Below are 21,058 nucleotides of genomic sequence, written 5' to 3' on the forward strand. Positions count from 1 at the left end.
TATCAATACATTAATTAATTTCTCCTGCTGTCACCTATGCTTCAAAGCATGTGTGAAACAAGTGAAACGTGACGTCGCTTATCATAATTTTTCTAAAGAAACAATTAAAACATCCTCCACCATGTTCCGTTGACAAGAGAGGCTGTCCGGTTTCCATTAAGCGCTGACAAAAACCGCGCGATCCATGTGCGGTGAGAAGGGAGTAAGAACAATGACAGCTTATTTGGGGAAAAAACGCTTTGGGCCGGCCTCTCGGCTGGTGCTGAGCATGGCAGCCCTTGGCCTGCTGGCCGCCTGCGACAATAATGCCGTGCAAAGTGCCGACGCCACCAAAGCGGCGCCAACGGTGGAAGACGCCATCCAGTTCGTCAAGGAGGCCGAAGCCACGGTATCGCGCGAATCGGAAGCGGCGGCGCGCACCGCTTGGGTGAATTCCAATTTCATCACCTATGACACCAATTGGTTGAGCGCCAAAAGCAGCGAGAAAATGACCACTCTGGGCGTGGAACTGGCGCAAAAAGCCAGCACTTTCCGCGATCTGGACCTTCCCGACGATGTGGCTCGCAAGATCAATCTTTTGCGGCTGGGCCTGACCCTGCCCGCTCCCGCTGGTGACACCGAAGCCACCGCCGAGCTGGCCCAAATCACCACCGATCTTGAAGCGTCTTACGGGAAGGGCAAATACTGCCCCGAAGACGGCAAGACGGTGCTTGGCTCCTATGCCCGCCCCGATGGCTGCCTTAGCCTTACCGAGCTTGAGCATGTGATCGGCAGTTCCAGCGATCCCGATGAATTGCTGGAAGCATGGAGCGGCTGGCGCACGATCTCGCCCGCCATGAAAGACAAATATGCCCGTATGGTGGACATCGCCAATGCCGGGGCCGAAGGGCTGGGCTTTAAAGATGTGGGCACCATGTGGCGCTCCAAATACGATATGGATGCCGATGCCTTCGCAGGTGATGTGGATCGCTTATGGGGCGAAGTGAAACCGCTTTATGATGCGCTTCAATGCCATGTGCGGGCCAAGCTCAATGAAAGCTATGGCGACGAGGTGGTGCCGCTGGATCAAGCAATCCCGGCGCATCTTCTGGGCAATATGTGGGCGCAAAGCTGGGGCAATGTGTATGATAAAGTGGCCCCTGAAGGCACCGCCCCCGCTTATGACCTGACCGCTTTGCTGGCGGAAAAGAACTATAGCGAACTGGACATGGTAAAAACCGCCGAGGGCTTCTTCACCTCGGTGGGTTTTGATCCCCTGCCCGAAACCTTTTATGAGCGGTCGCTGTTCCTCAAACCCGAAGACCGCGATGTGGTGTGCCATGCCTCGGCGTGGAATTTGAACGATATCGACGATATCCGCATCAAGATGTGCATCAAGGTGGATGCCGAAGATTTCCAGACCATCCATCATGAAATCGGCCATAATATCTATCAGCGCGCCTATTCGGTGCAGGACCCGCTGTTCCGCAACGATCCCAATGACGGGTTCCATGAAGCCATTGGCGACATGATCGCCTTGTCCATCACGCCGGACTATCTGCAGCAGATCGGCCTATTGCAAGATCTGCCCCCTGCAGAGGCGGATCTTGGGATTTTGCTCCGCCAAGCCTTGGATAAAGTGGCATTCCTGCCCTTTGGCCTGATGGTAGACAAATGGCGCTGGCAGGTGTTCTCCGGCGAACTGACACCGGATAGCTATAATGACGGCTGGTGGAAGCTGCGCGAACAATATCAGGGCGTGCGGGCCCCCAATGATCGCCCCGCCGATGCCTTTGATCCCGGTGCAAAATTCCACATTCCGGGCAACACGCCTTATATGCGCTATTTCCTGTCGCATATTTTCCAGTTCCAGTTCCAGAAAGCCGCATGCGATCTGGCTGGCTGGGAAGGCCCGCTGCATCGTTGCTCCATCTATGGCAATGAAGCCGTGGGTGAAAAGTTCAACGAAATGCTGGAAATGGGCGCGTCCAAACCCTGGCAAGATGCTTTGGCTGCCTTTACCGGCAAGTCTGAAGCCGATGCCACGGCGATCCTTGCCTATTTCGCACCGCTGAAAGAATGGTTGGATGAACAAAATGCCGACCGTGAGTGCGGCTGGTAAGCCCTTCATGAAGGCTTTGGTTTGACAATAAAAAGGGAGCGCTTTTGGCGCTCCCTTTGCTTTTCAGGCTTTCCCCTTGCAAAGAAAGCGGATCAACCTTCCAGCTGCTTGATCACATCTTCACAGCTATCGGCACAGGTGCCGCAGATCGCATGATGGCCCGCATGCATTTCACATTCGGAGCGACAGGATTTACAACTGTCGTTACAGACGGCGGCAATGGCCTCGAAATGCAGGCTGCCCGCATTGGCAAGGGTCCGGGTCGCTTCACACAGGGCCTTGGTTTCCCGCACCCGCTGGCTACATTCATAAAGGGAATTATCCCCCATATTCATCGCATCAAGGCAGTGTTGCAAACAGGCCTCGGATGTGGCCACGCAATGATTAAGAGCCTTGATCAAGTCAGCATGGGTTTCCCAAGGCTTGGGGCCCGCCGAGGCGGCAGCCGCCTTGTGATGGGTCTCGTGCCCGGTTGTTGCATTGGCGGCAAAGGCCGTCCCGGTCAGTAGGGCACCGGCTCCCAGACCAAGGGCGGAGCGGCGGTTCATCGCGGACATGACATATCCTTTCACAAAGTGGCACCCAGTACATCACGACTGATCGTAATGGTCGAACAATGATCCCATAATACACTTTGCCGGTCAAATGGCCGATGCATCATGGGGCCGCCCTACAAGGCGGGGCGTTGTTCATGCAAGCGCCCACCAATACGGATGGGATCAATGCGCACAGCACGCCCCGAATTGTCGCTTTCCACCAGCACCCCGCATATGGTTGGCTCGCCCAAAGCCGGGCTGAATCGCCCCCCCGGAATATGCCGGGTAAAGCGGCGCAAGGGTTCTTCCTTCTCCATACCGATCACCGAATCATAATCGCCGCACATGCCCGCATCGGTTTGATAGGCAGTGCCTTTGGGCAAGATCTGCGCATCGGCGGTGGGGATATGACTGTGGGTTCCCACCACACAGCTTGCCCGACCATCGGCAAATTGACCCATGGCCATTTTTTCGCTGGTGGCTTCGCCGTGAAAATCTATGAAGCTAAAGGCAAGCTGGCTTGATAGCACATGGCGTTTCAGTATTTTGTCCGCCACCGCAAACGGATCATCCAGCGGGTTCATGAACACCCGCCCCATCAAATTCATCACCAACACTTTTTTCCCGCGCGGCGCATCATAGATCCCGTAGCCCCGCCCCGGCGCACTATCGGGATAATTGGCCGGACGCAGCAGGCGCGGTTCCTGATCGATATGTGAAAGAATTTCTTTTTGATCCCAGGCATGATTGCCGGTGGTGATCACATCCACACCGACGGCGAATAATTCATCGGCAATGGCGGCGGTGATGCCGAAACCACCCGCGGCATTTTCACCATTCACGATCACGAAATCCAGCCGCCAGTCGCGCCGCCAGTCGGCCATCTGTTCGACCACCCTTTGCCGGGCCAAACGGCCAACAATATCGCCAAGAAAAAGAACGCGCATGAGACAGCCTCGATTGAAAAAGGTCAGATGAACCGAGCGGGTGTGACCAGCCCTGCTTCGGTCGCGATAAGATCAAGTGGCATGTCATGCGCTTCATGGGGCACGGATTCAAGCCTTTGGCCGGAAAATGCCAATCCGACAGTCAAAATCGGACGGGTTTTCTCCAATATGGCAAGGGTACGATCATAAAACCCGCCGCCATAGCCCAGCCGGAAGCCCGCATCATCAAATGCCAGCATCGGCACCAAAAGCACGGCCGGTGTGCATAAGGCGGCTGTCGTCACCGGCTCCATAAGGCCAAAACGGGCGGAGCGCAGGGCATCGCCGGGCTTCCAATGCCGAAAGTGCAAGGGGTGGTCCACCGCATCGACAACCGGCAGGCACAAGGGAATGTTACGGGCAGATAAGGCATCCAGCAACGGACGCGGGTCCAGTTCATCGCCTTTGGCCCAATAGCCCGCCACCGGGCCGGATATATCATGCGCGGCCATCCAGCTCAATAAAGGCGGCAGCGCATGGTTAGCAACGGCTTGCGGGGCATCGGGATGGGCGCAAAAAAGCTGCGCACGCACCAAACGGGCCTTTTGGCGCAAATCTGTTTTTTGGTGGCGAATGGGCATAATCCCCCTTGCGGCGACACCAAGGACAAAGAACGAACGCAGAGAAAGGAAGGTCGGCGGGGCCGCCATGGCCGTGGGTCTTGCAAATCCTCTGGCGCCAAGTGCACCAGGTGGGTGCCGTTATAACCGGACCAGGATCCGACCAGGGACAGCTCCCATTCGGAAGATTATCGCCCCAGGGATGTACGGTGCCTCACGAACCGGGCAGCGCCCGCCGATGCTGTTATTTAGGCGCTTCTCAGGCGTTCAACAATCCCTTCGATAGACAAAGCGGCATCATCGATCACTTTTGCGGCCATCTGCTCCCGTTCCAGCACCGGATCTTGTTCCCGCAAATCGCGCAATTCATCGGCAAACAGCAAAGCCACCATCAGCATCAACCGCGCTTCCCCGACCTGCCCCAGCTTTTTCGACAGATCGCGGGCTTTTTCATCCACCCGTTCCGCCAAGCCCTGCAGGCGTTCTTCATCACCATCGCGGCAAGCAAGGGTGTAGTTCTGATGATTGACGCTGACACTGATTTGTCCCATCAGGCGGCACTCCCAGCCATGCGTTCCACGGCATGAATGGTATGATCCAAACGCTGCGCCAAAGCCGCCCTTTGCTGATGCAACGCCGCCAATTCGGCCTTCAACCGGGAAATTTCCGCCGCCTGTGCGGCATTCACTTTATGCAAGTCGCCCACTTCTTCCCGCAGCATATTGTGTTCGGCGGCGCGATCGGCCAACAACTCTTCCAACACCAAGAGCACCGTTTCCAATCGCTGCGATGCACTTTGAAGCGCGTTGTCCTGTGTGTCCGTGCCCATCTTTCCGCCTCCATTCCCATCCGCCCGCCAGACGCATTGCCATCATGCCAAACACTATGACGTCAATAAAGGACAGGTCAATGCGGGGAAAGCGGTTGACGTGTCTGCCTGCTCAAAGCATTGTTGCGCCGATTTTTTTACACGCCCCTTCGGGGCCGAGTCGCGCCCATGCGACAAGGTGAAAAGGCTGATCCACATGTCTGACATCCAATCCACCGCCGTTTCCGATGAAATGATGGCCAATGCCATCCGTGCCCTTTCCATGGATGCGGTCCAAAAAGCCAATTCCGGGCATCCGGGGATGCCCATGGGCATGGCCGATGTGGCCACGGTTTTGTTCACGCAGTTCTTGCGATTCGATCCGAAACGCCCCGATTGGCCCGATCGGGACCGCTTTGTTCTATCGGCGGGGCATGGCTCGATGCTGCTCTATTCCTTGCTGCATCTGACCGGCTATGATCGACCCGGCATTGATGATCTGAAAAATTTCCGCCAGCTTCACTCTCCCACGGCGGGACACCCCGAATATGGCGAAATGCCCGGTATTGAAACCACCACCGGCCCCTTGGGGCAGGGCTTGGCAAATGCCGTGGGCATGGCTTTGGCGGAACGCATGGAAGCAGCGCGCACACCCGATTTATGCGACCATCGCACCTTCGTCATTGCAGGCGATGGCTGCCTGCAAGAAGGCATCAGCCATGAAGCGGCCTCTTTGGCCGGTCATTTGAAGCTGGGCCGCCTGATTGTGCTCTATGATGACAATGGCATTTCCATCGACGGTCCCACCGATCTGTCTTTCACCGATGATAGCCGCATGCGGTTTGAAGCCTATGGCTGGCACACATCCGGCGTGGATGGCCATGATCCGGAAGCCATTGCCGCCGCCATTGACGAGGCCATTCGGGAAGACCGCCCGTCATTGATCGCCTGCCGCACCACCATCGGATTCGGCTCCCCCAACAAATCGGGCAAAGCCTCCAGCCACGGCTCCCCCTTGGGAGATGAAGAAATCGCCCTTGCCCGTGCCGAATTGGGCTGGGACTATCCGCCCTTCGTCATCCCCGAAGATATCCGGGCCGCATGGCTGAAAGCGGGCCAACGCTCCAAAGCGCAGGCCGATGACTGGTATGCACGCTTTGACAGCCTGCCCACCGACAGCCGCGCCGAACTGGAACGCCGCCTATGTGGCGCCCTCCCCGCACGTTTTGCAAAGGCCATGGACGATTATATCGCCGATCTGCTGGCCAATCCGCAAAAGGTCGCCACCCGCAAAGCCTCGGAAATGGCGCTTGAAGTGATCAATGCCGTCATTCCCGAAATGGTTGGCGGATCGGCGGATCTGACCGGGTCCAACAATACCAAAACCAAAGATATGGGCATTGTCAGCGCCGATGATTTTTCCGGCGGCTATATCCATTATGGGGTGCGCGAGCATGGCATGGCTTCGGCCATGAACGGCATGGCCCTTCATGGGGGCTTCATCCCCTATGGTGGCACCTTCCTTGTGTTCACCGATTATTGCCGTCCGGCTATTCGTTTGTCGGCGCTGATGAAACAACGGGTGATCTATGTGATGACCCATGATTCCATCGGCCTTGGCGAAGATGGCCCCACCCATCAGCCTGTGGAGCATCTGGCGTCCTTGCGGGCCATGCCCAATCTTTATGTCTTCCGCCCTGCCGATGTGGTGGAAACCGCCGAATGCTGGAAAGCGGCTTTGGAAGCGGGTGAAACCCCCTCGATCCTGTCGCTCACACGGCAAGGTTTGCCGCAAGTGCGACTGGAAGATGCCGGCGAAAATCTCAGCGCCAAGGGCGGTTATATTCTGGCGGAAGCCAGTGACGGCACGCCCAAAGCGATCCTTTTGGCCACCGGCTCCGAGGTGAGCCTTGCCATGGACGCCCGCAGCGATCTGGAAGCGCAAGGCATCCCCACACGGGTCGTATCCATGCCCTGTCTGGAACTGTTCGACGCGCAAGAGGCCGCCTATAAGGCAGACGTGCTTGGCGATCATCTTCCCGATGTAAAGCGGGTGGCTGTGGAAGCGGGCATCACCTATGGCTGGGAGCGCTATGTGGGCCGCGAAGGGCAGATCATCGGCATGACCGGCTTTGGTGCATCGGCCCCTGCAGGGGACCTGTTCAAATATTTCGGTATCACCGCCGATGCAGTTGTTGAGGCGGTCAAAACTCGGCTATAGAACAATATAATCCGTCAAAAGACCCAAAATCGAGGACATATCATGAGCATTCGTTTTGCCATCAACGGCTTTGGCCGCATCGGTCGCCTTGTCTTGCGCGCTATTCTCGAGTCCGACCGCAAGGATGTTGAAGTGGTCGCCATCAACGATCTGGGCGACGCCGAAATGAATGCTTATCTGTTCAAGCGCGACAGCGTGCATGGCAGCTTCAATGGTGATGTCACGGCGGGCGATGGCGTGATGACCATCGATGGCCATGACATCAAGGTATTGGCCAATCCCGACCCCAAAAAATTGCCTTGGGGCGAGCTTGGCGTTGATGTGGTTCTGGAATGCACAGGCCGCTTCACCAGCGCCGAGCAGGCACAGGCCCATCTGGATGGCGGTGCCAAAAAAGTCCTGATTTCCGCTCCGGCGAAAAATGTCCCGATCACCGTTGTTTACGGGGTCAATGACGATCAGTTGAAGGCCGAACATAAAATCGTCTCCAACGCTTCGTGCACCACCAACTGCTTGGCGCCCGTGGCCAAAATCTTGCACGACAATCTCACCATCGAACGCGGCTATATGACCACGGTTCATGCCTATACCGCCGATCAGCGCTTGCAAGACAGCCTGCACAGCGATCCCCGCCGTGCCCGCGCTGCGGCCCTTTCGATGATCCCCACCAGCACCGGCGCGGCCCGCGCTGTGGGCCTGGTTCTGCCTGACCTTGCAGGCAAGCTGGATGGGTCGGCGGTGCGTGTGCCCACCCCCAATGTGTCGATGGTGGATCTGAAGGTAAACACCCAAAAAGCCACCAGCGCCGAAGCGGTGAACGAGATGATGAAAGCCGCAGCATCAGGGCCGATGAAGGGCATATTGGATATTGTCACCGATCCGGCCGTGTCCATCGACTTCAATCACTGCCCTGCCAGCTCCAGCTTCGATCTGGCCAGCACGCAAGTGATCGACGGCACCTTTGTCCGCGTCATGAGCTGGTATGACAATGAATGGGGCTTCTCCAACCGTATGGTGGATACGGCACGGAAAATGGCTCAATTGGGATAATCGTCACAGCCCGGCCAACCAAAGAGAGACACATCATGACAGCTTTCAAGCGCATTTCCGATATGGGTGATTTAAGCGGCAAGGTGGCTCTCGTGCGGGCCGATCTGAATGTTCCCATGACAGATGGCAGGGTTGCCGATGATACCCGTATCCGGGCCGCCATCAGCACCGTGCGGGCCTTGCGCGAAAAAGGCGCCAAAGTGGCTTTGCTATCCCATTTTGGCCGCCCCAAAGGGCAGGTGGTGCCGGAGATGAGTCTCAGGCCCCTGCTGCCCGCTCTGGTGGCCGCTTTTAGCGAGCCGGTGGGATTTGCCGCGGATTGCATTGGCGCGGCGGCCCAGCAAGCCCTTGCCGAAAATACAGGCATTGTCTTGCTGGAAAATGTGCGCTTCCATGGGGGCGAAGAAGCCAATGATCCGGCCTTTGCCAAGGCCCTTGCAAGCCTTGGCGATCTTTATGTGAATGACGCCTTCTCCGCCGCCCATCGCGCCCATGCGTCCACCGAAGGGCTGGCGCATTTTCTGCCCCGTTGCGCAGGGGAAACCATGGCTTTGGAGCTGGAGGCTCTGGAAAAGGCTTTGGGCAATCCGGCGCGTCCGGTGGCGGCCATTGTGGGCGGGGCCAAAGTGTCATCGAAGCTGGATGTGCTCACCCATCTGGTGGAAAAGGTGGATCATCTGATCATTGGCGGCGGCATGGCCAACACCTTTCTGTTCGCCAAGGGCTGCGCCATCGGCAATTCACTGGCCGAGCGTGATCTGGCGGATGTGGCCCGCGATATCCTTAGCCGCGCCGAAAAAGAAAACTGCGTCATCCATCTGCCTGTGGACGGCGTGGCAGCCAAGCAATTCGCGGAAAATGCCCCCAGCCGCACCGTGGCCCTGATTGATGGCCAAGCCAGCGATATTGGTGACGATGAAATGATCCTCGATGTGGGGCCCGCCACCATCAATGCCTTGAAAACCGTTCTTGCGGGGGCCAAAACACTGGTGTGGAACGGGCCATTGGGTGCCTTTGAAATTGCGCCTTTCGGTCAGGCCACTTTTGCGTTGGCGAAAGAAGCCGCACAGCTTACGGATGCTGGCCGCCTGCTTACTGTGGCCGGTGGCGGCGATACGGTTTCGGCGCTCAATATGGCAGGCGTTGCGGCACACTTCTCCCATATTTCCACGGCGGGCGGCGCCTTTCTGGAATGGATGGAAGGCAAAACGCTGCCGGGCGTTGCGGCACTCCTCAGCTGACCCTGCGATCGGCTCTTGGATGATTGCCGCCCGCGTCTCTGTAGTGTAAGCAAAAGCCAAACATTGGTCCTTCACTACAGGGGAAGTCGCATGAAGGTCACCCGCACGGTCAAGAATATCCTTTCTTGGTATGAATCCGACAATCCGGGCACAAAAGCCAATCTGGCGCGCATCTTGATGGCAGGCCGCTTGGGCGGGACCGGTAAAATGGTCATCCTGCCGGTGGATCAGGGATTCGAGCATGGCCCCGCGCGGTCTTTTGCCCCCAATCCCGATGCCTATGATCCCCATTATCATTTCCAGCTTGCCATTGATGCGGGGCTGAACGCCTTCGCCACACCTTTGGGCATGTTGGAAGCCGGGGCCGATAGCTTTGCCGGACAAATTCCGCTGATCATGAAGGTCAACAGCTCCAATAGCTGGGCGCAGGAAAAGGATTCGGCGGTTTATGGCACGGTGGCGGATGCCTTACGGCTGGGCTGTTCGGCCATCGGCTTCACCATTTATCCCGGATCGGAATATTTCAACGAAATGGTCGAAGAAATCAGCGACCTGACCGCCGAAGCCAAAGCCGCCGGATTGGCTGTGGTGGTGTGGAGCTATCCCCGTGGCGGCCTGTTATCCAAAGACGGAGAAACCGCCATCGATGTATGCGCTTATGCCGCCCATCTGGCAGCCCTGATCGGCGCCCATATCATCAAGGTGAAATTGCCGTCCGACCATGTGGAACAGGCCGACGCCAAAAAAGTGTATAAAGCAGAAAAGATCGACATTGCCACACCGGCAGCACGGGTGCGCCATGTAATGCAGTCGGCCTTTAACAGTCGTCGATTGGTGGTTTTTTCGGGCGGTGCGAAAAAAGGGGAAAACAGCGTGTTCGACGATGCCCGCGCCATCCGCGATGGCGGCGGCAATGGCTCGATCATTGGCCGCAACACCTTCCAGCGCCCGCGCAAGGATGCGCTGGATATGCTTTCCAACATCATCGACATCTACAAAGGCAAAGCCTGACAATAAGGGGCCTGTGTCCGCTCGCAGGCCCCCCCTATCTTCAGGTCAAAAGGACCAGCATGACAGACAATTCAATGCGCGAACGCCCCCGCCTTTATCTGATCACGCCAGCGCACTTCACGCTGGAATCGTTCAAAGGCGCTTTAAAAGCAGCATTTGAAGGCGGCGATATTGCCTGTGTGCAATTGCGCATGAAAGAAACCGGCGATGATCAGGTGCTTGCGGCAGCCAAAGCCCTGATGCCCATCGCCCATGCCCATGATGCCGCGTTTCTGATCAATGATCGGGCGGATCTGGCCGCACAGGCCGGAGCGGACGGGGTGCATCTGGGGCAGGAAGACGGCGATTTGGCAGAGGCCCGAAAAGTTCTGGGGCATGACAAGGATATCGGCGTCACCTGCCATAATTCGCGCCATTTGGCCTTTGAAGCCGGTGAAGCCGGGGCCGATTATGTGGCCTTCGGGGCATTTTTTCCCAGCCAGACCAAAATTGCAAAAACCACCGCGGATCTGGAAACCATCCAGATATGGGCGGATATTTCCGAAATCCCCTGCGTTGCCATTGGCGGGATCACGGCAGAAAACTGTGCGCCTTTGGTAAAGGCCGGAGCAGATTTTCTGGCGGTCTCCGATGCGATCTGGTCCCATGAAAACGGCCCGAAAGCCGCCGTCTCCGCCTTTAATGCGGCCATTGATGCGGCCTTTATAAGCAAAGACGCATCCCCCGCATAACGGCTCAAGGCCGCCAAAAGATTGAATGACGCGCCCGCCTCTGTTAGGAGGTGAACGAAATTTCGTAAACCTCTCTTGAAAAGTGACACTGTCTCATGAAGATCGATGGGAATGCAGTCCGCCCCGGCAATGTGATCGAACATAAGGGCGGGCTTTGGCGCGCCGTGAAAATCCAGCACACCCAACCCGGCAAGGGTGGGGCTTATTTGCAGGTAGAACTGAAAAACCTGCGCGATGGCTCCAAGCTCAATGAACGTTTCCGCTCGTCGGAAAAGGTTGAAAAGGTGCGTCTGGAACAGCGCGATTATCAATTCCTGTTCCATGAAGGCGATATGTTCACCTTCATGGATATTGAAAGCTACGAGCAGATTGCCCTTCCACAAGACGATATCGGCGAACAGGCGGTATTCTTGCGGGATGGCATGGCTGTGCAGCTTGAAATGTATGATGGAGCCCCCTTGGGCGTGCATCTGCCCGAACAGGTGGAATTGACCGTCGCCGAAACCGAACCGGTGGTGAAAGGGCAAACCGCATCGTCATCCTACAAGCCCGCACGGATGGACAATGGCGTGCGCGTGATGGTGCCGCCCTTCGTCAATGAAGGCGACCGGATCGTGGTGGCCACGGAAGACACCAGCTATGTAAAGCGGGCAGACTGATGGCCCGTCGTTCCCCCCTTGTAAACGTCATGGCATCGGCGGCCAACAAAGCCGCCCGCAATCTGCGCCGCGATTTCGGTGAAGTCGAGCATTTGCAGGTGTCGAAAAAAGGCCCGGCGGATTTCGTCTCGGAAGCCGACCGACGTGCCGAAGCCATCTTGTTCGATGAGCTGAAAAAAGCCCGCCCGCGCTTTGGTTTTTTAATGGAAGAGCGCGGTGTGGTAGAAGGCGATGATGCCAGCACCCGCTGGATCGTTGATCCTTTGGACGGGACCACCAATTTCCTGCATGGCCTGCCCCATTGGGCCATCACCATCGCCGTTGAAGAGCGCGGTGAAATTGTTTCCGGCATCGTTTATGATGTTTTGAAAGATGAACTGTTCTGGGCCGATAAGGGCAATGGCGCCTTCGTGAATGACCAGCGTTTGCGGGTGTCTGGCCGGTCCACCATGGCCAGCGCTTTATTGGCCACGGGCATCCCCTTCATGGGCAAGCCAGATCATCCGGTCTTTCTTGCACAATTGGCCGCCTTCATGCCCGAAGTGGCAGGGGTGCGGCGCTTTGGCTCTGCGGCCCTTGATCTGGCCTATGTGGCCGCTGGCCGTTATGAAGGCTTTTGGGAACAGGACCTTAGCACCTGGGATATGGCCGCTGGCCTGTTGCTGGTACGCGAAGCCGGGGGCTTTGCCACCGACATCAAGGGTGGCAGCCGGATTTTGGAAACGGGAAGCATTGTGGCGGCCAACCCTGCTTTGCATCAGCCCATGCTGAAAATTCTGAAATCCGCTGGGAAGCGTTAAGCGGACCGGAAATGACACATAAAACGGGGCGTTTTTTGCTGTTGGTCGGGATGATGGGAGGGCTTTTCTCCTTCCAAACCAGTGCCCAACAAGAAGACGCCCCCGTTGGCTGGCCTTATCGCCCGCAAACCCGCGACCTGCCGGTGCCCATGCCCGCGCAGCCAGAGCCAAAAAAAACCGACGATCCCAAAGCGGCGGAAAGCCCGCGCAAATCCGGTTATCCGAAAAAAATCCCCGAACGGGAAAAGCCGGTTCCCTACAAAATCCTGCCCCAAGCACCCTCTGAAGAGGCGTCCCAAACCGAGTCGCACTCTTCAAGCGATCCCGACAGCCCCGCCATGAATGCCATTGCGCCTTTAGAGCGGTTTTTGCTGCCGGTGCCGGAGCTTGATTTTACCTATGATGCAGGCCGCATCGCCCTGACGCGGGATGAAGTGAACCAGTTGAACCGCTTGGCCCAACGCTTGCGGGCCGGTACGGAAAAGATCACCATCACCGCATGGGCGGCCCCTATTTCAAACCCTGTTTCAAACTCTGGTTCCGGCTCCGCAGCACAAGAGGCCCGAACCGTCCTTGAACATGCCCTGGCCCGCTGTTTGGCCGTGCGGGGATTTCTGGTGCGTGAAGGCATCGCGCTCAACCGCATGACCATCCATGCCCTTGCCAGCCCCGAACAAGGCGCTTCAAAAAAGGCCCGGCTCATGATCCGACAAGAAAAGCCCACGCCCTGACGGCAGCACAAGCCCACAAGGCCAGCGCTGCCATAGAAGCGGCCAAATGCTGTATAAAATAATCCCCGGCAAATGATTTCGATTGCGCTATAAATGCTTTAGAAAGGGCCATGGAACTTAAAAGGGCTGGGGCACTTATCGGAGCGATTATGAACGGACAACAACGCTTTCTCAATCGGATGATCGTGTTCGTGCTGGCAGTGGCGCTTTTGGCCGCCGTGCTGGCGGAACAGCTTTCAACGGCATTTCTGGCCAATCCCTTGCTGAACGGGATTATTGGCGTGGTTTTGCTTTTGGGTATTGTCTATAGCTTCCGCCAAGTGCTGATGCTGAAGCCTGAAACCGAATGGCTCAAGGCATATCGCCGCGGCAATGAAAGCCTTCCCGAACGCAGCCCGCGCCTGCTTGGCCCCTTGGCGGCAATGATCGGCGATCAGGCCGGTGACCGGCCGGTGCGTATGACCGCCATGTCCATGCGTTCTTTGCTCGATAGCGTCGATTCGCGCCTTGATGAAGGCCGCGAAATTTCGCGTTATCTTACCCGGCTTTTGATTTTCCTCGGCCTGTTGGGCACCTTTTGGGGATTGCTGGCGGTGCTGGCGGCCATTGGCAACACCATCCAAAGCCTGAGCGTTGAAACCAGCGATCTCAGCTTGATGTTTGATGCTTTGAAGCGCGGCCTTGAAGAGCCTTTAAGCGGCATGGCCATTGCGTTTTCCTCTTCATTATTCGGCCTTGCGGGGTCCGTCATATTGGGCTTTCTCGATCTTCAATCGGGTCAGGCACAAAACCGCTTTTACAATAATCTGGAAGACTGGCTGTCCACCGTGGCCAAGGTGTCACGCGGCGGCCCGTCCATGGATATGGGCGATGAAGATGGTGCCAGCCTTGCGGCCGGGTCGTATCTCAGCGCCTTGCTGGAACAAACCGCCGATAGTCTCGATCAGCTCCGCCGTACCATGGAGCAATCGGAAACCGCGCGGGGAGATGCCAATGCCGGGCTGATGCGCCTGTCGGAAGGTTTATCCGCCCTCACCGATCAGATGCGGTCCGATCAGGCCGTCACAAAACGCCTGACCGATGCCCAGATCCACACCCAGCGCACATTGGAACGCTTTGTGGACAGTGCTGATGCGCAAACCATCAGCCTTGATGATGTTTCCATGACCCATTTGCGGAATATGGATCTCAGCCTGCGAAAATTGCTGGAAGATCAAAACCGCGCATCGGAGAAAACCGGCGACCTTTTGCGCTCGGAAATGAAAATGCTGGCCCGCACACTGGCCGCCGCCCTTGACCGCAAGCCCTCACAGAACCGCCCGTCCGGCAGCCCTCAAGGAGATGAAGGGCAATGAGCCTGCGTACCGCAAGACGGCGCAATGATGGTGGCGACGATACGTGGCCGGGCTTTGTGGATGCCCTGTCCACTTTGCTGCTGGTTCTGGTGTTTTTGCTGTCCATCTTCGCCTTGGCGCAGTTTTTTCTCGGCGCGGCGCTTTCAGGGCGCGATGCGGCATTGGAACGTCTGCGCGATCAGGTGGCGGAACTGGGGCAGCTTTTGAATCTGGAACGGCAATCCAATGCCGACCTGCGCGACAGCCTTGGGGCCTTGTCTGCCAATCTGCAAACCATCCGGTCAGAGCGCGATGATCTCTCGAACCAGATCAGCGGTCTGGAAAGCGCATTGGAAGATGCGCGCAACAAACTGGCCGAAGCGGACATGCAGGCCGCAAGCCACAGTCAGGATATGGCAGACCTGCAAGAACGCTATCAAAGCACCGCCGAAGATCTGGCACAGGAAAAAGAACTGTCCGCCGCGGCACGCAATCGGGTGGCCGAATTACAAGCCAGCCTGACCGCCTTGCGCCAGCAACTGGCGCGGCTGGAAGCGGCCCTTGATGCCTCGGAACAGCGCGATAAAGAACAACAGGCCACCATTGTCGATCTAGGCCGCCGTCTCAATGTGGCGCTGGCGCAAAAGGTGGAGGAACTGGCCGGCTTCCGTTCGGAATTTTTTGGCCGCCTGCGCGAAGTATTGGGCCAACGCAGCGATATCCGCATTGAGGGTGACCGCTTCATTTTTCAATCGGAATTGCTGTTTGCCTCTGGCAGTGCGGCTTTGGGGTTCGAGGGACGCACGCAAATGCGTCAGGTGGCCCAAACGCTTTTGCAAATCACCGGACAAATTCCCTCGGATATCGATTGGGTATTGCGGGTGGATGGCCATACGGACAAACGCCCCATCAGCACCGCCCAATTTTCCAATAATTGGGAGCTATCGGCGGCGCGGGCCATTTCCGTGGTGCAATTCCTGATCAGCGAAGGGGTGCCCCCGCAACGCCTCGTGGCGGCGGGCTTTGGTGAATATCAGCCCATAGCACAAGGGGACAGCGCCGAAGATCTGCGCCGCAATCGCCGCATCGAAATGCGTTTCACCCAGCGCTAAACCTTGGGGTCATATTCTAAAGCACCGCGGTGGGGCGGGCCAAATCCTGGGCGGCATCCACATCGAATTGAAGCTGCGCCAGCCGCGCATAAAGCGGGCTTTTCTGCAACAGATCTTCATGGCGGCCGCTGGCCACCACATGGCCATCTTCCAGCACCACGATACGGTCGGCCTTCAATACGGTGGCCAAACGGTGGGCGATCAGGATGGTGGTGCGGCCCTCCATCAAATGCTCAAGCGCTCTTTGCACCGATTGTTCCGCTTCTGCATCCAAGGCGCTGGTGGCTTCATCCAAAAGAAGAACCGGCGCATCGCGCAAGATCGCACGGGCAATGGCAAGGCGTTGCCGCTGACCGCCGGAAAGCCGCACACCGCGCTCGCCCAGCCAGGTCTCATAACCTTCGGGAAGTTCCCTGATAAAATCATGGGCCACAGCGGCTCTGGCGGCGGCTTCCACCTCGTCATCTCCGGCATCGGGCCGGCCATAACGGATATTTTCCCGCACCGTATCGGCAAAAATCACCGTCTCTTGCGGCACAATGGCAAGCTGGTTGCGCAAATCCACCGAGTCTATATCGCGGATATTCACACCATCAAGCAACACCACCCCCGATTGCGGGTCGAAAAAACGCAGCAATAATTGCAAGACCGTGGATTTTCCCGCCCCCGAAGGGCCAACAAGCGCCACGCTTTCCCCCGGCGCGGCCTCCAGAGTAAAATCTTTCAACGCCGCAATGCCCGGCTTGGACGGATAGGAAAAGGAAATCTGCTGAAAAGACACCCGGCCTTCCAAGGGCTGCGGCAAGGACAAAGGATCGGCACGCACCACCAGATCCGTTCGGGCATCCAGCAACTCCCCCAGTCGGCCTGCGGCACCGGCGGCCCGCTGCAAATCGCCATAAACCTCGACAACGGCACCGGCAGCGGCGGCGGCCATCACCGCATAGCCCACAAAGGCCGCCATTTCTCCGCCGGTCATACGGCCCGCCACCACCTCTTGTGCGCCCTGCCACAAAATGAATGTAATGGCGGACGAGATCAGGAACACCACCACCCCTGCCATTGTGGATCGCGCCCGAATACGGCGTTGGGCGGTGCTATAAGCCGCTTCCACCGCCGAGCCAAAGCGTTCCTTCTCCGCTTCTTCACGGGTGAAAGCCTGCACCACCTCTATGGCTCCAAGGCTTTCCGTGGCCATAGAAGCCACATCGGCAATGCGGTCCTGCGATGAACGCGACAAAGCCCGCACCTTACGCCCCAGATACACGATGGGCGCGATAATGACGGGAATGGCCACGGTGATGATCGCCATCAAGCCGGGATTATAAATCACCATCATGCTCAATCCGCCGATGAACAAGGCGGTGTTGCGCAAAGCGATGGAAACGGAGGTACTGACAACCTGTTGGATCACCCCCGCATCGGCGGTCAACCGGGAGGCAATTTCGCTGGGGCGGTTTTCTTCAAAAAACGACGGATGTAAAGACACCACCCGTGCATGGGCCGCCCGCCGTAAATCCGCCACCACCCGCTCGCCCAGCAAGGTAACGAAATAGGCGCGACACGCTGCCGCAATGGCCAAAACGGTCACAATACCGAACAGAATCGCAAAGGCCCGGTTGATGGCGTCCGGATCTTCTCCACCGAATCCCTTGTCGATCACCGGCTGCAACGCCCCGATCGCCGCCAAATTCGCCGCCGCCGCCACACTAAGCGCCAACAAGGCTGCAAATCCCAAGCCCTTGTAACGCAAGGCATAACCGGCAACCAGCTTCAGCCGTTTCAGCTTTGACAGATCGCTCCGTCCGGTTTTGTCCGTTGAATCTTTTCTCTCGCGCGCCAAATCTATTGCCAATCTCTTTCGCACATGCTTTATCCCTGCGGCTATAGCAGCGCTGCTACAGCCCGACAATCGCGCAATCTGAAAGGCCATGAAATTTATGGCCCTTTAAAATGATTGATGCGGAATGCAAACCTTGCAATAGCAACGGTAACGGGCTATGTAGCGCGCTCGAATTTTGCGGAGAGGGCCATGCAGAAAGATATTCATCCTGATTACCACATGATCAAAGTGGTCATGACGGACGGTACTGAATTTATGACCCGCTCGACTTGGGGCTCCGAAGGTGAAAGCCTTCAGCTCGAAATCGATCCCACGTCCCACCCGGCATGGACCGGCGGCGCCCAGCGCCTGATGGACAAGGGCGGTCAGGTCGCGCGGTTCCAAAAGCGTTTCGGCGCTTTTACGCTGAAAAAATAAAATCGGGCGTCGCGATTATCAATCGCCGCTTGATCAAATCAGAAAAAGCGCATCCGGCATATGTCCTGATGCGCTTTTTTTCGTGCGCATTTGCCGCTCGGACTTGGGGGCCTCGTCCCGCTCGCCGCGGGCAATCTCGTCCCACATGGCATGAACAACCGTGCGTCCCTCGCCTTTCGAGCCAAGCGCGTTCGGTGTTTCACCATCACCGCCACAGCCATCCTCCATCATGGCTTCAAGGCGCAAGACCCGCTGGTATAATCCGCGGCTGCGGGCGCTTAGATCCTGCGTTGAAGGCGATAAAACAGAAAGAGACCGATCTTCTTGGGCGAGGCACGTTTCCCGATCCCCCAAGCGATAAGCCGCAGTACAAGCCTCTTTTTCGCTCAACTCGCCTTGCGCGACCGCTTTGCGGGCCAATGCCCACGCAATCACATGCATGATCCGCACCGACATCCGCATGGTTTCCACCACATAGGCGGTTTCGGCTTCCGCCTGAGCGCTTTTATGCGCCGCATAGCGGGCGGAGGATAAAAAAGAACGCAATTCCATCGCCATATCCATGGCATCGCAATAGGCGCGATCCACCGATTGGAACACATGAACAGGCGCCGTCTGCGACCGCTGGCCTCTCTCTTCAAGCCATGTGCTCAATGTTCCCTCCTGCGAACCACCCTATGCCCTGTCACCACTATAACAAAATTGCCAGAATTTTACAGTTTTGTGCCGTAAACGGCTCTTGACCACCAGAAAATCGCGCATACATAAAGCTCGCGGTCGCCAATATCGGGGCCGCAAATATGGCCTGTTCCGGCTAAAAACCAGCGGAACAGCGCCAATCATATCGCTCAAATAAAGAGGATATTTAGCCATGCGTAGCTTGGATTTAACACCCCTGATGCGGTCGTCTGTAGGCTTTGACGACCTGTTCCGTTTGGCGGAAGCCCGGTTGGATTCGGCCAGCCAAAGCTATCCGCCCTATAATATTGAAAAGCTGGGTGACGACGAATATCGCGTCACGATGGCCGTCGCCGGCTTTTCTGCCGATGAGCTGGATGTGGTGCTGGAAGATCGCGTCCTGACTGTTACGGGACGTGCTACCGAAGAAGATGACAGCCGCACATTCTTGCATCGCGGTATTGCCAAGCGCGCTTTTGAGCGCACCTTCCGTCTGGCAGAAACCGTTGAAGTGAAAGGCGCAGGATTTGAAAATGGCTTATTGACCATTTCTCTGGAGCGGCGCGTTCCCGAGCATATGAAACCGCGCCAGATCACCATCGAAAAAGGCAGCCCAAAAGCCTCTGTTTTGGCATCGGGCGATAAGGCCGTGGCAGAAAAAACCGCCGCCTGAATAATAGCGGGATCGACTGGCCCCACTGCATGGCTCTTGCTATGTGGTGGGCTGGATCAACCGCCCGTCATTCCCGGGTTTGACCTTCCTGCCTCGTCATTCCCGGGCTTGACCCGGGAATCCAGGTCTTTGTTGGTGGCGCGCTCCGGCCCTGCCGGTCTGGACCCCCGGATCAAGTCCGGGGGTGACGAGTGTGGGGCGACCGTGTGTGACGGAAAATATATAGCAGTGGCGATTAGACAACGGCGCCCATATCGCCACCTTTCACGGTTTCCCGAACAAGGCTTCAGCGGCGACTTGGCTGGCGCCTTTCGAGGCACGCACCCGCTCGGTACGCGCAATCTCGGCCCGCAAGCGCTCGATCCGTTCAACAAGATCATCAAGAGAATAGCTGTCCAGATCTTCGCCTTCCAATGCCTTTATCGGCTGATCTTTTCGCACGGGCCTGTCTTCCAGATCCATCACACTCTCCATAAAAATCATAAAGCCCATGATCACACGTTGATTATCGCCCGATCAGGCGTCACACTTTCCCCAAATTGGTAATAGGGGAGGCCACATGAAGGCAATTGAAATCGCAGGATTTGGTGCCCCAGATGTCTTGCAACCATGCAATCGTCCGGACCCGTCTCCCCGGCAAGGAGAGGTGCTGATCAAGGTGGTGGCTGCAGGGGTGAACCGCCCCGATGTGGTGCAACGCCGCGGACTATATCCACCGCCCCCCGGCGCATCAGATATTCCCGGCCTGGAGATTTCCGGCACCATCGAGGCCTTGGGAGCCGGGGTGACCAATTGGGCGGTGGGTGATCGGGTCTGCGCCCTTGTGGCCGGAGGCGGTTATGCCGAACTGTGCGTAGCCCCCGTTGAAACGCTCCTTCCCGCTCCGCAAAATCTGCCGCTGGCCCATGCGGCCGCCTTGCCGGAAACGGTGTTTACCGTATGGTCCAATGTCTTTGAGCGCGGCTATCTGGATCACGGCGAATGGCTTTTGGTGCATGGCGGCTCGTCGGGCATCGGCTCTACCGCCATTCAGCTTGCCAAAGCCTTTGATGCCCATGTGATCACCACCGCTGGGACAGATGAAAAATGCGCCTTTTGCCGCGATCTGGGGGCCGATCTGGCCATCAATTATCGGGATCAGGATTTCGTTTCCGCTGTGAAAAAGGCCACGGACGGGCGCGGTGTGGATGTGGTTCTGGATATGGTGGGCGGCGATTATGTGCCGCGCAATCTCGATTGCCTTGCCACGGAAGGCCGCCATGTGACCATTGCCTTTTTAGGTGGCCCGAAAACGACGCTCAATCTTGCCCCCCTGATGCTGAAACGCCTTGTCATGACAGGATCGACATTGCGGGCCCGATCTCTTTCCTTCAAGGCCGCACTTGCGCAATCGGTCGAGCAATTGGTGTGGCCAATGATTGAAAAAGGACGCTTTGCGCCAGTAATCGACAGTGTCTTTCCCCTAGATGAGGCATGGCGCGCCCATAGCCGCATGGAAGACAGTGTACATATGGGAAAAATAATTTTACAAATTTCATCGGATTAAGGATAAAAGAACTTCTAAAA

At 57.1% G+C, this 21,058-nt stretch carries 22 protein-coding genes and 1 other RNA gene; 14 read left to right on the forward strand and 9 right to left on the reverse strand.

What is annotated here, in order from left to right; all coding sequences use genetic code 11:
- Positions 1-211: 211 nt before the first annotated feature.
- The gene (locus tag IEX96_RS05735; RefSeq protein WP_229773561.1) at positions 212-2,101 is read left to right on the forward strand and encodes a M2 family metallopeptidase; all 1,890 of its coding nucleotides are present in this window, start codon (positions 212-214) and stop codon (positions 2,099-2,101) included.
- Positions 2,102-2,193: 92 nt separating this feature from the next.
- On the opposite strand, the gene IEX96_RS05740 is transcribed toward IEX96_RS05735, so the two are convergent.
- The 6 genes from IEX96_RS05740 to IEX96_RS05765 all read right to left on the reverse strand — a co-directional run bounded on the left by IEX96_RS05740 (position 2,194) and on the right by IEX96_RS05765 (position 5,012).
- The gene (locus IEX96_RS05740) at positions 2,194-2,658 is read right to left on the reverse strand and encodes a Csp1 family four helix bundle copper storage protein (protein WP_150004979.1); all 465 of its coding nucleotides are present in this window, start codon (positions 2,656-2,658) and stop codon (positions 2,194-2,196) included.
- 113 nt (positions 2,659-2,771) lie between these two features.
- Entirely contained in the window at positions 2,772-3,584 is an 813-nt protein-coding gene (locus IEX96_RS05745; protein ID WP_150000907.1) for a TIGR00282 family metallophosphoesterase, read from the reverse strand.
- A gap of 23 nt (positions 3,585-3,607) precedes the next feature.
- Positions 3,608-4,204, reverse strand: a complete 597-nt coding sequence (locus IEX96_RS05750; protein ID WP_150004978.1) for a 5-formyltetrahydrofolate cyclo-ligase — start codon at positions 4,202-4,204, stop codon at positions 3,608-3,610.
- Positions 4,205-4,259: 55 nt separating this feature from the next.
- Positions 4,260-4,418, reverse strand: a non-coding RNA gene (gene ssrS, locus IEX96_RS05755) — 6S RNA.
- Between the two features lie 13 nt (positions 4,419-4,431).
- Complete coding sequence (locus IEX96_RS05760; protein ID WP_150000906.1) at positions 4,432-4,734, reverse strand: cell division protein ZapA; 303 nt, start codon at positions 4,732-4,734, stop codon at positions 4,432-4,434.
- Positions 4,734-5,012: a hypothetical protein gene (locus tag IEX96_RS05765; RefSeq protein WP_150004977.1), complete on the reverse strand. Its 279-nt coding sequence runs from the start codon at positions 5,010-5,012 to the stop codon at positions 4,734-4,736. The genes IEX96_RS05760 and IEX96_RS05765 overlap by 1 nt, the downstream gene beginning before the upstream one ends.
- A gap of 196 nt (positions 5,013-5,208) precedes the next feature.
- On the opposite strand from IEX96_RS05765, the gene tkt reads away from it, so the two are divergent.
- The 10 genes from tkt to IEX96_RS05815 all read left to right on the forward strand — a co-directional run bounded on the left by tkt (position 5,209) and on the right by IEX96_RS05815 (position 15,881).
- Entirely contained in the window at positions 5,209-7,212 is a 2,004-nt protein-coding gene (gene tkt, locus IEX96_RS05770) for a transketolase (protein ID WP_188873610.1), read from the forward strand.
- A 42-nt stretch (positions 7,213-7,254) separates the two neighbouring features.
- Positions 7,255-8,262, forward strand: coding sequence for a type I glyceraldehyde-3-phosphate dehydrogenase (gene gap, locus IEX96_RS05775; protein ID WP_188873611.1), 1,008 nt, complete (start codon positions 7,255-7,257; stop codon positions 8,260-8,262).
- Between the two features lie 35 nt (positions 8,263-8,297).
- Positions 8,298-9,503 (forward strand): phosphoglycerate kinase, encoded by a 1,206-nt coding sequence (locus IEX96_RS05780; RefSeq protein ID WP_188873612.1) that lies wholly within the window; start codon positions 8,298-8,300, stop codon positions 9,501-9,503.
- A gap of 90 nt (positions 9,504-9,593) precedes the next feature.
- Complete coding sequence (locus tag IEX96_RS05785; protein WP_150004976.1) at positions 9,594-10,514, forward strand: class I fructose-bisphosphate aldolase; 921 nt, start codon at positions 9,594-9,596, stop codon at positions 10,512-10,514.
- A 59-nt stretch (positions 10,515-10,573) separates the two neighbouring features.
- Positions 10,574-11,245 carry a thiamine phosphate synthase gene (gene thiE, locus IEX96_RS05790; RefSeq protein ID WP_229773562.1) on the forward strand — a complete coding sequence of 224 codons (672 nt, stop codon included), beginning with the start codon at positions 10,574-10,576 and terminating at the stop codon, positions 11,243-11,245.
- Between the two features lie 95 nt (positions 11,246-11,340).
- A complete protein-coding gene (gene efp, locus IEX96_RS05795; RefSeq protein ID WP_150004975.1) occupies positions 11,341-11,904 on the forward strand; it encodes an elongation factor P in 564 nt (187 codons plus the stop codon).
- Positions 11,904-12,704, forward strand: a complete 801-nt coding sequence (locus tag IEX96_RS05800) for an inositol monophosphatase family protein (RefSeq protein WP_150004974.1) — start codon at positions 11,904-11,906, stop codon at positions 12,702-12,704. The genes efp and IEX96_RS05800 overlap by 1 nt, the downstream gene beginning before the upstream one ends.
- Positions 12,705-12,715: 11 nt before the next feature.
- Positions 12,716-13,435, forward strand: a complete 720-nt coding sequence (locus IEX96_RS05805; protein ID WP_150004973.1) for an OmpA family protein — start codon at positions 12,716-12,718, stop codon at positions 13,433-13,435.
- 149 nt (positions 13,436-13,584) lie between these two features.
- Positions 13,585-14,790 (forward strand): MotA/TolQ/ExbB proton channel family protein, encoded by a 1,206-nt coding sequence (locus IEX96_RS05810; protein ID WP_150004972.1) that lies wholly within the window; start codon positions 13,585-13,587, stop codon positions 14,788-14,790.
- Positions 14,787-15,881, forward strand: coding sequence for a peptidoglycan -binding protein (locus IEX96_RS05815; RefSeq protein WP_150004971.1), 1,095 nt, complete (start codon positions 14,787-14,789; stop codon positions 15,879-15,881). The genes IEX96_RS05810 and IEX96_RS05815 overlap by 4 nt, the downstream gene beginning before the upstream one ends.
- 16 nt (positions 15,882-15,897) lie before the next feature.
- Here IEX96_RS05815 and IEX96_RS05820 read toward each other — a convergent pair whose 3' ends face one another.
- Positions 15,898-17,748 carry an ABC transporter transmembrane domain-containing protein gene (locus IEX96_RS05820; RefSeq protein ID WP_229773563.1) on the reverse strand — a complete coding sequence of 617 codons (1,851 nt, stop codon included), beginning with the start codon at positions 17,746-17,748 and terminating at the stop codon, positions 15,898-15,900.
- A 165-nt stretch (positions 17,749-17,913) separates the two neighbouring features.
- Here IEX96_RS05820 and rpmE point away from each other — a divergent pair, with 165 nt between their 5' ends.
- Entirely contained in the window at positions 17,914-18,141 is a 228-nt protein-coding gene (gene rpmE / locus IEX96_RS05825; protein ID WP_150000896.1) for a 50S ribosomal protein L31, read from the forward strand.
- A gap of 33 nt (positions 18,142-18,174) precedes the next feature.
- Here rpmE and IEX96_RS05830 read toward each other — a convergent pair whose 3' ends face one another.
- Positions 18,175-18,795, reverse strand: coding sequence for a DUF1465 family protein (locus IEX96_RS05830; protein ID WP_150004969.1), 621 nt, complete (start codon positions 18,793-18,795; stop codon positions 18,175-18,177).
- A 217-nt stretch (positions 18,796-19,012) separates the two neighbouring features.
- Here IEX96_RS05830 and IEX96_RS05835 point away from each other — a divergent pair, with 217 nt between their 5' ends.
- Complete coding sequence (locus IEX96_RS05835; protein ID WP_150002705.1) at positions 19,013-19,492, forward strand: Hsp20 family protein; 480 nt, start codon at positions 19,013-19,015, stop codon at positions 19,490-19,492.
- 264 nt (positions 19,493-19,756) lie between these two features.
- Here IEX96_RS05835 and IEX96_RS05840 read toward each other — a convergent pair whose 3' ends face one another.
- Positions 19,757-19,954: a DUF1192 domain-containing protein gene (locus tag IEX96_RS05840; protein ID WP_150004968.1), complete on the reverse strand. Its 198-nt coding sequence runs from the start codon at positions 19,952-19,954 to the stop codon at positions 19,757-19,759.
- A gap of 97 nt (positions 19,955-20,051) precedes the next feature.
- On the opposite strand from IEX96_RS05840, the gene IEX96_RS05845 reads away from it, so the two are divergent.
- Entirely contained in the window at positions 20,052-21,038 is a 987-nt protein-coding gene (locus IEX96_RS05845) for an NAD(P)H-quinone oxidoreductase (protein WP_150004967.1), read from the forward strand.
- Positions 21,039-21,058: the final 20 nt, after the last annotated feature.

The sequence above is a fragment of the Iodidimonas muriae genome (assembly GCF_014647255.1).
Lineage (GTDB): Bacteria > Pseudomonadota > Alphaproteobacteria > Sphingomonadales > Rhodothalassiaceae > Iodidimonas > Iodidimonas muriae.

Excerpts from the sequence above, each read along its gene's own strand:
- IEX96_RS05800 (WP_150004974.1), top strand. The coding sequence starts at position 11,904 with ATGGCCCGTCGTTCCCCCCTTGTAAACGTCATGGCATCGGCGGCCAAC.
- IEX96_RS05745 (WP_150000907.1), bottom strand. The coding sequence starts at position 3,584 with ATGCGCGTTCTTTTTCTTGGCGATATTGTTGGCCGTTTGGCCCGGCAA.
- gap (WP_188873611.1), top strand. The coding sequence starts at position 7,255 with ATGAGCATTCGTTTTGCCATCAACGGCTTTGGCCGCATCGGTCGCCTT.
- IEX96_RS05805 (WP_150004973.1), top strand. The coding sequence starts at position 12,716 with ATGACACATAAAACGGGGCGTTTTTTGCTGTTGGTCGGGATGATGGGA.
- IEX96_RS05835 (WP_150002705.1), top strand. The coding sequence starts at position 19,013 with ATGCGTAGCTTGGATTTAACACCCCTGATGCGGTCGTCTGTAGGCTTT.
- IEX96_RS05780 (WP_188873612.1), top strand. The coding sequence starts at position 8,298 with ATGACAGCTTTCAAGCGCATTTCCGATATGGGTGATTTAAGCGGCAAG.
- IEX96_RS05840 (WP_150004968.1), bottom strand. The coding sequence starts at position 19,954 with ATGGATCTGGAAGACAGGCCCGTGCGAAAAGATCAGCCGATAAAGGCA.
- IEX96_RS05765 (WP_150004977.1), bottom strand. The coding sequence starts at position 5,012 with ATGGGCACGGACACACAGGACAACGCGCTTCAAAGTGCATCGCAGCGA.
- IEX96_RS05740 (WP_150004979.1), bottom strand. The coding sequence starts at position 2,658 with ATGTCCGCGATGAACCGCCGCTCCGCCCTTGGTCTGGGAGCCGGTGCC.
- thiE (WP_229773562.1), top strand. The coding sequence starts at position 10,574 with ATGACAGACAATTCAATGCGCGAACGCCCCCGCCTTTATCTGATCACG.
- tkt (WP_188873610.1), top strand. The coding sequence starts at position 5,209 with ATGTCTGACATCCAATCCACCGCCGTTTCCGATGAAATGATGGCCAAT.
- IEX96_RS05760 (WP_150000906.1), bottom strand. The coding sequence starts at position 4,734 with ATGGGACAAATCAGTGTCAGCGTCAATCATCAGAACTACACCCTTGCT.
- IEX96_RS05750 (WP_150004978.1), bottom strand. The coding sequence starts at position 4,204 with ATGCCCATTCGCCACCAAAAAACAGATTTGCGCCAAAAGGCCCGTTTG.
- IEX96_RS05735 (WP_229773561.1), top strand. The coding sequence starts at position 212 with ATGACAGCTTATTTGGGGAAAAAACGCTTTGGGCCGGCCTCTCGGCTG.
- IEX96_RS05810 (WP_150004972.1), top strand. The coding sequence starts at position 13,585 with ATGAACGGACAACAACGCTTTCTCAATCGGATGATCGTGTTCGTGCTG.
- IEX96_RS05845 (WP_150004967.1), top strand. The coding sequence starts at position 20,052 with ATGAAGGCAATTGAAATCGCAGGATTTGGTGCCCCAGATGTCTTGCAA.
- IEX96_RS05815 (WP_150004971.1), top strand. The coding sequence starts at position 14,787 with ATGAGCCTGCGTACCGCAAGACGGCGCAATGATGGTGGCGACGATACG.
- efp (WP_150004975.1), top strand. The coding sequence starts at position 11,341 with ATGAAGATCGATGGGAATGCAGTCCGCCCCGGCAATGTGATCGAACAT.
- IEX96_RS05785 (WP_150004976.1), top strand. The coding sequence starts at position 9,594 with ATGAAGGTCACCCGCACGGTCAAGAATATCCTTTCTTGGTATGAATCC.
- rpmE (WP_150000896.1), top strand. The coding sequence starts at position 17,914 with ATGCAGAAAGATATTCATCCTGATTACCACATGATCAAAGTGGTCATG.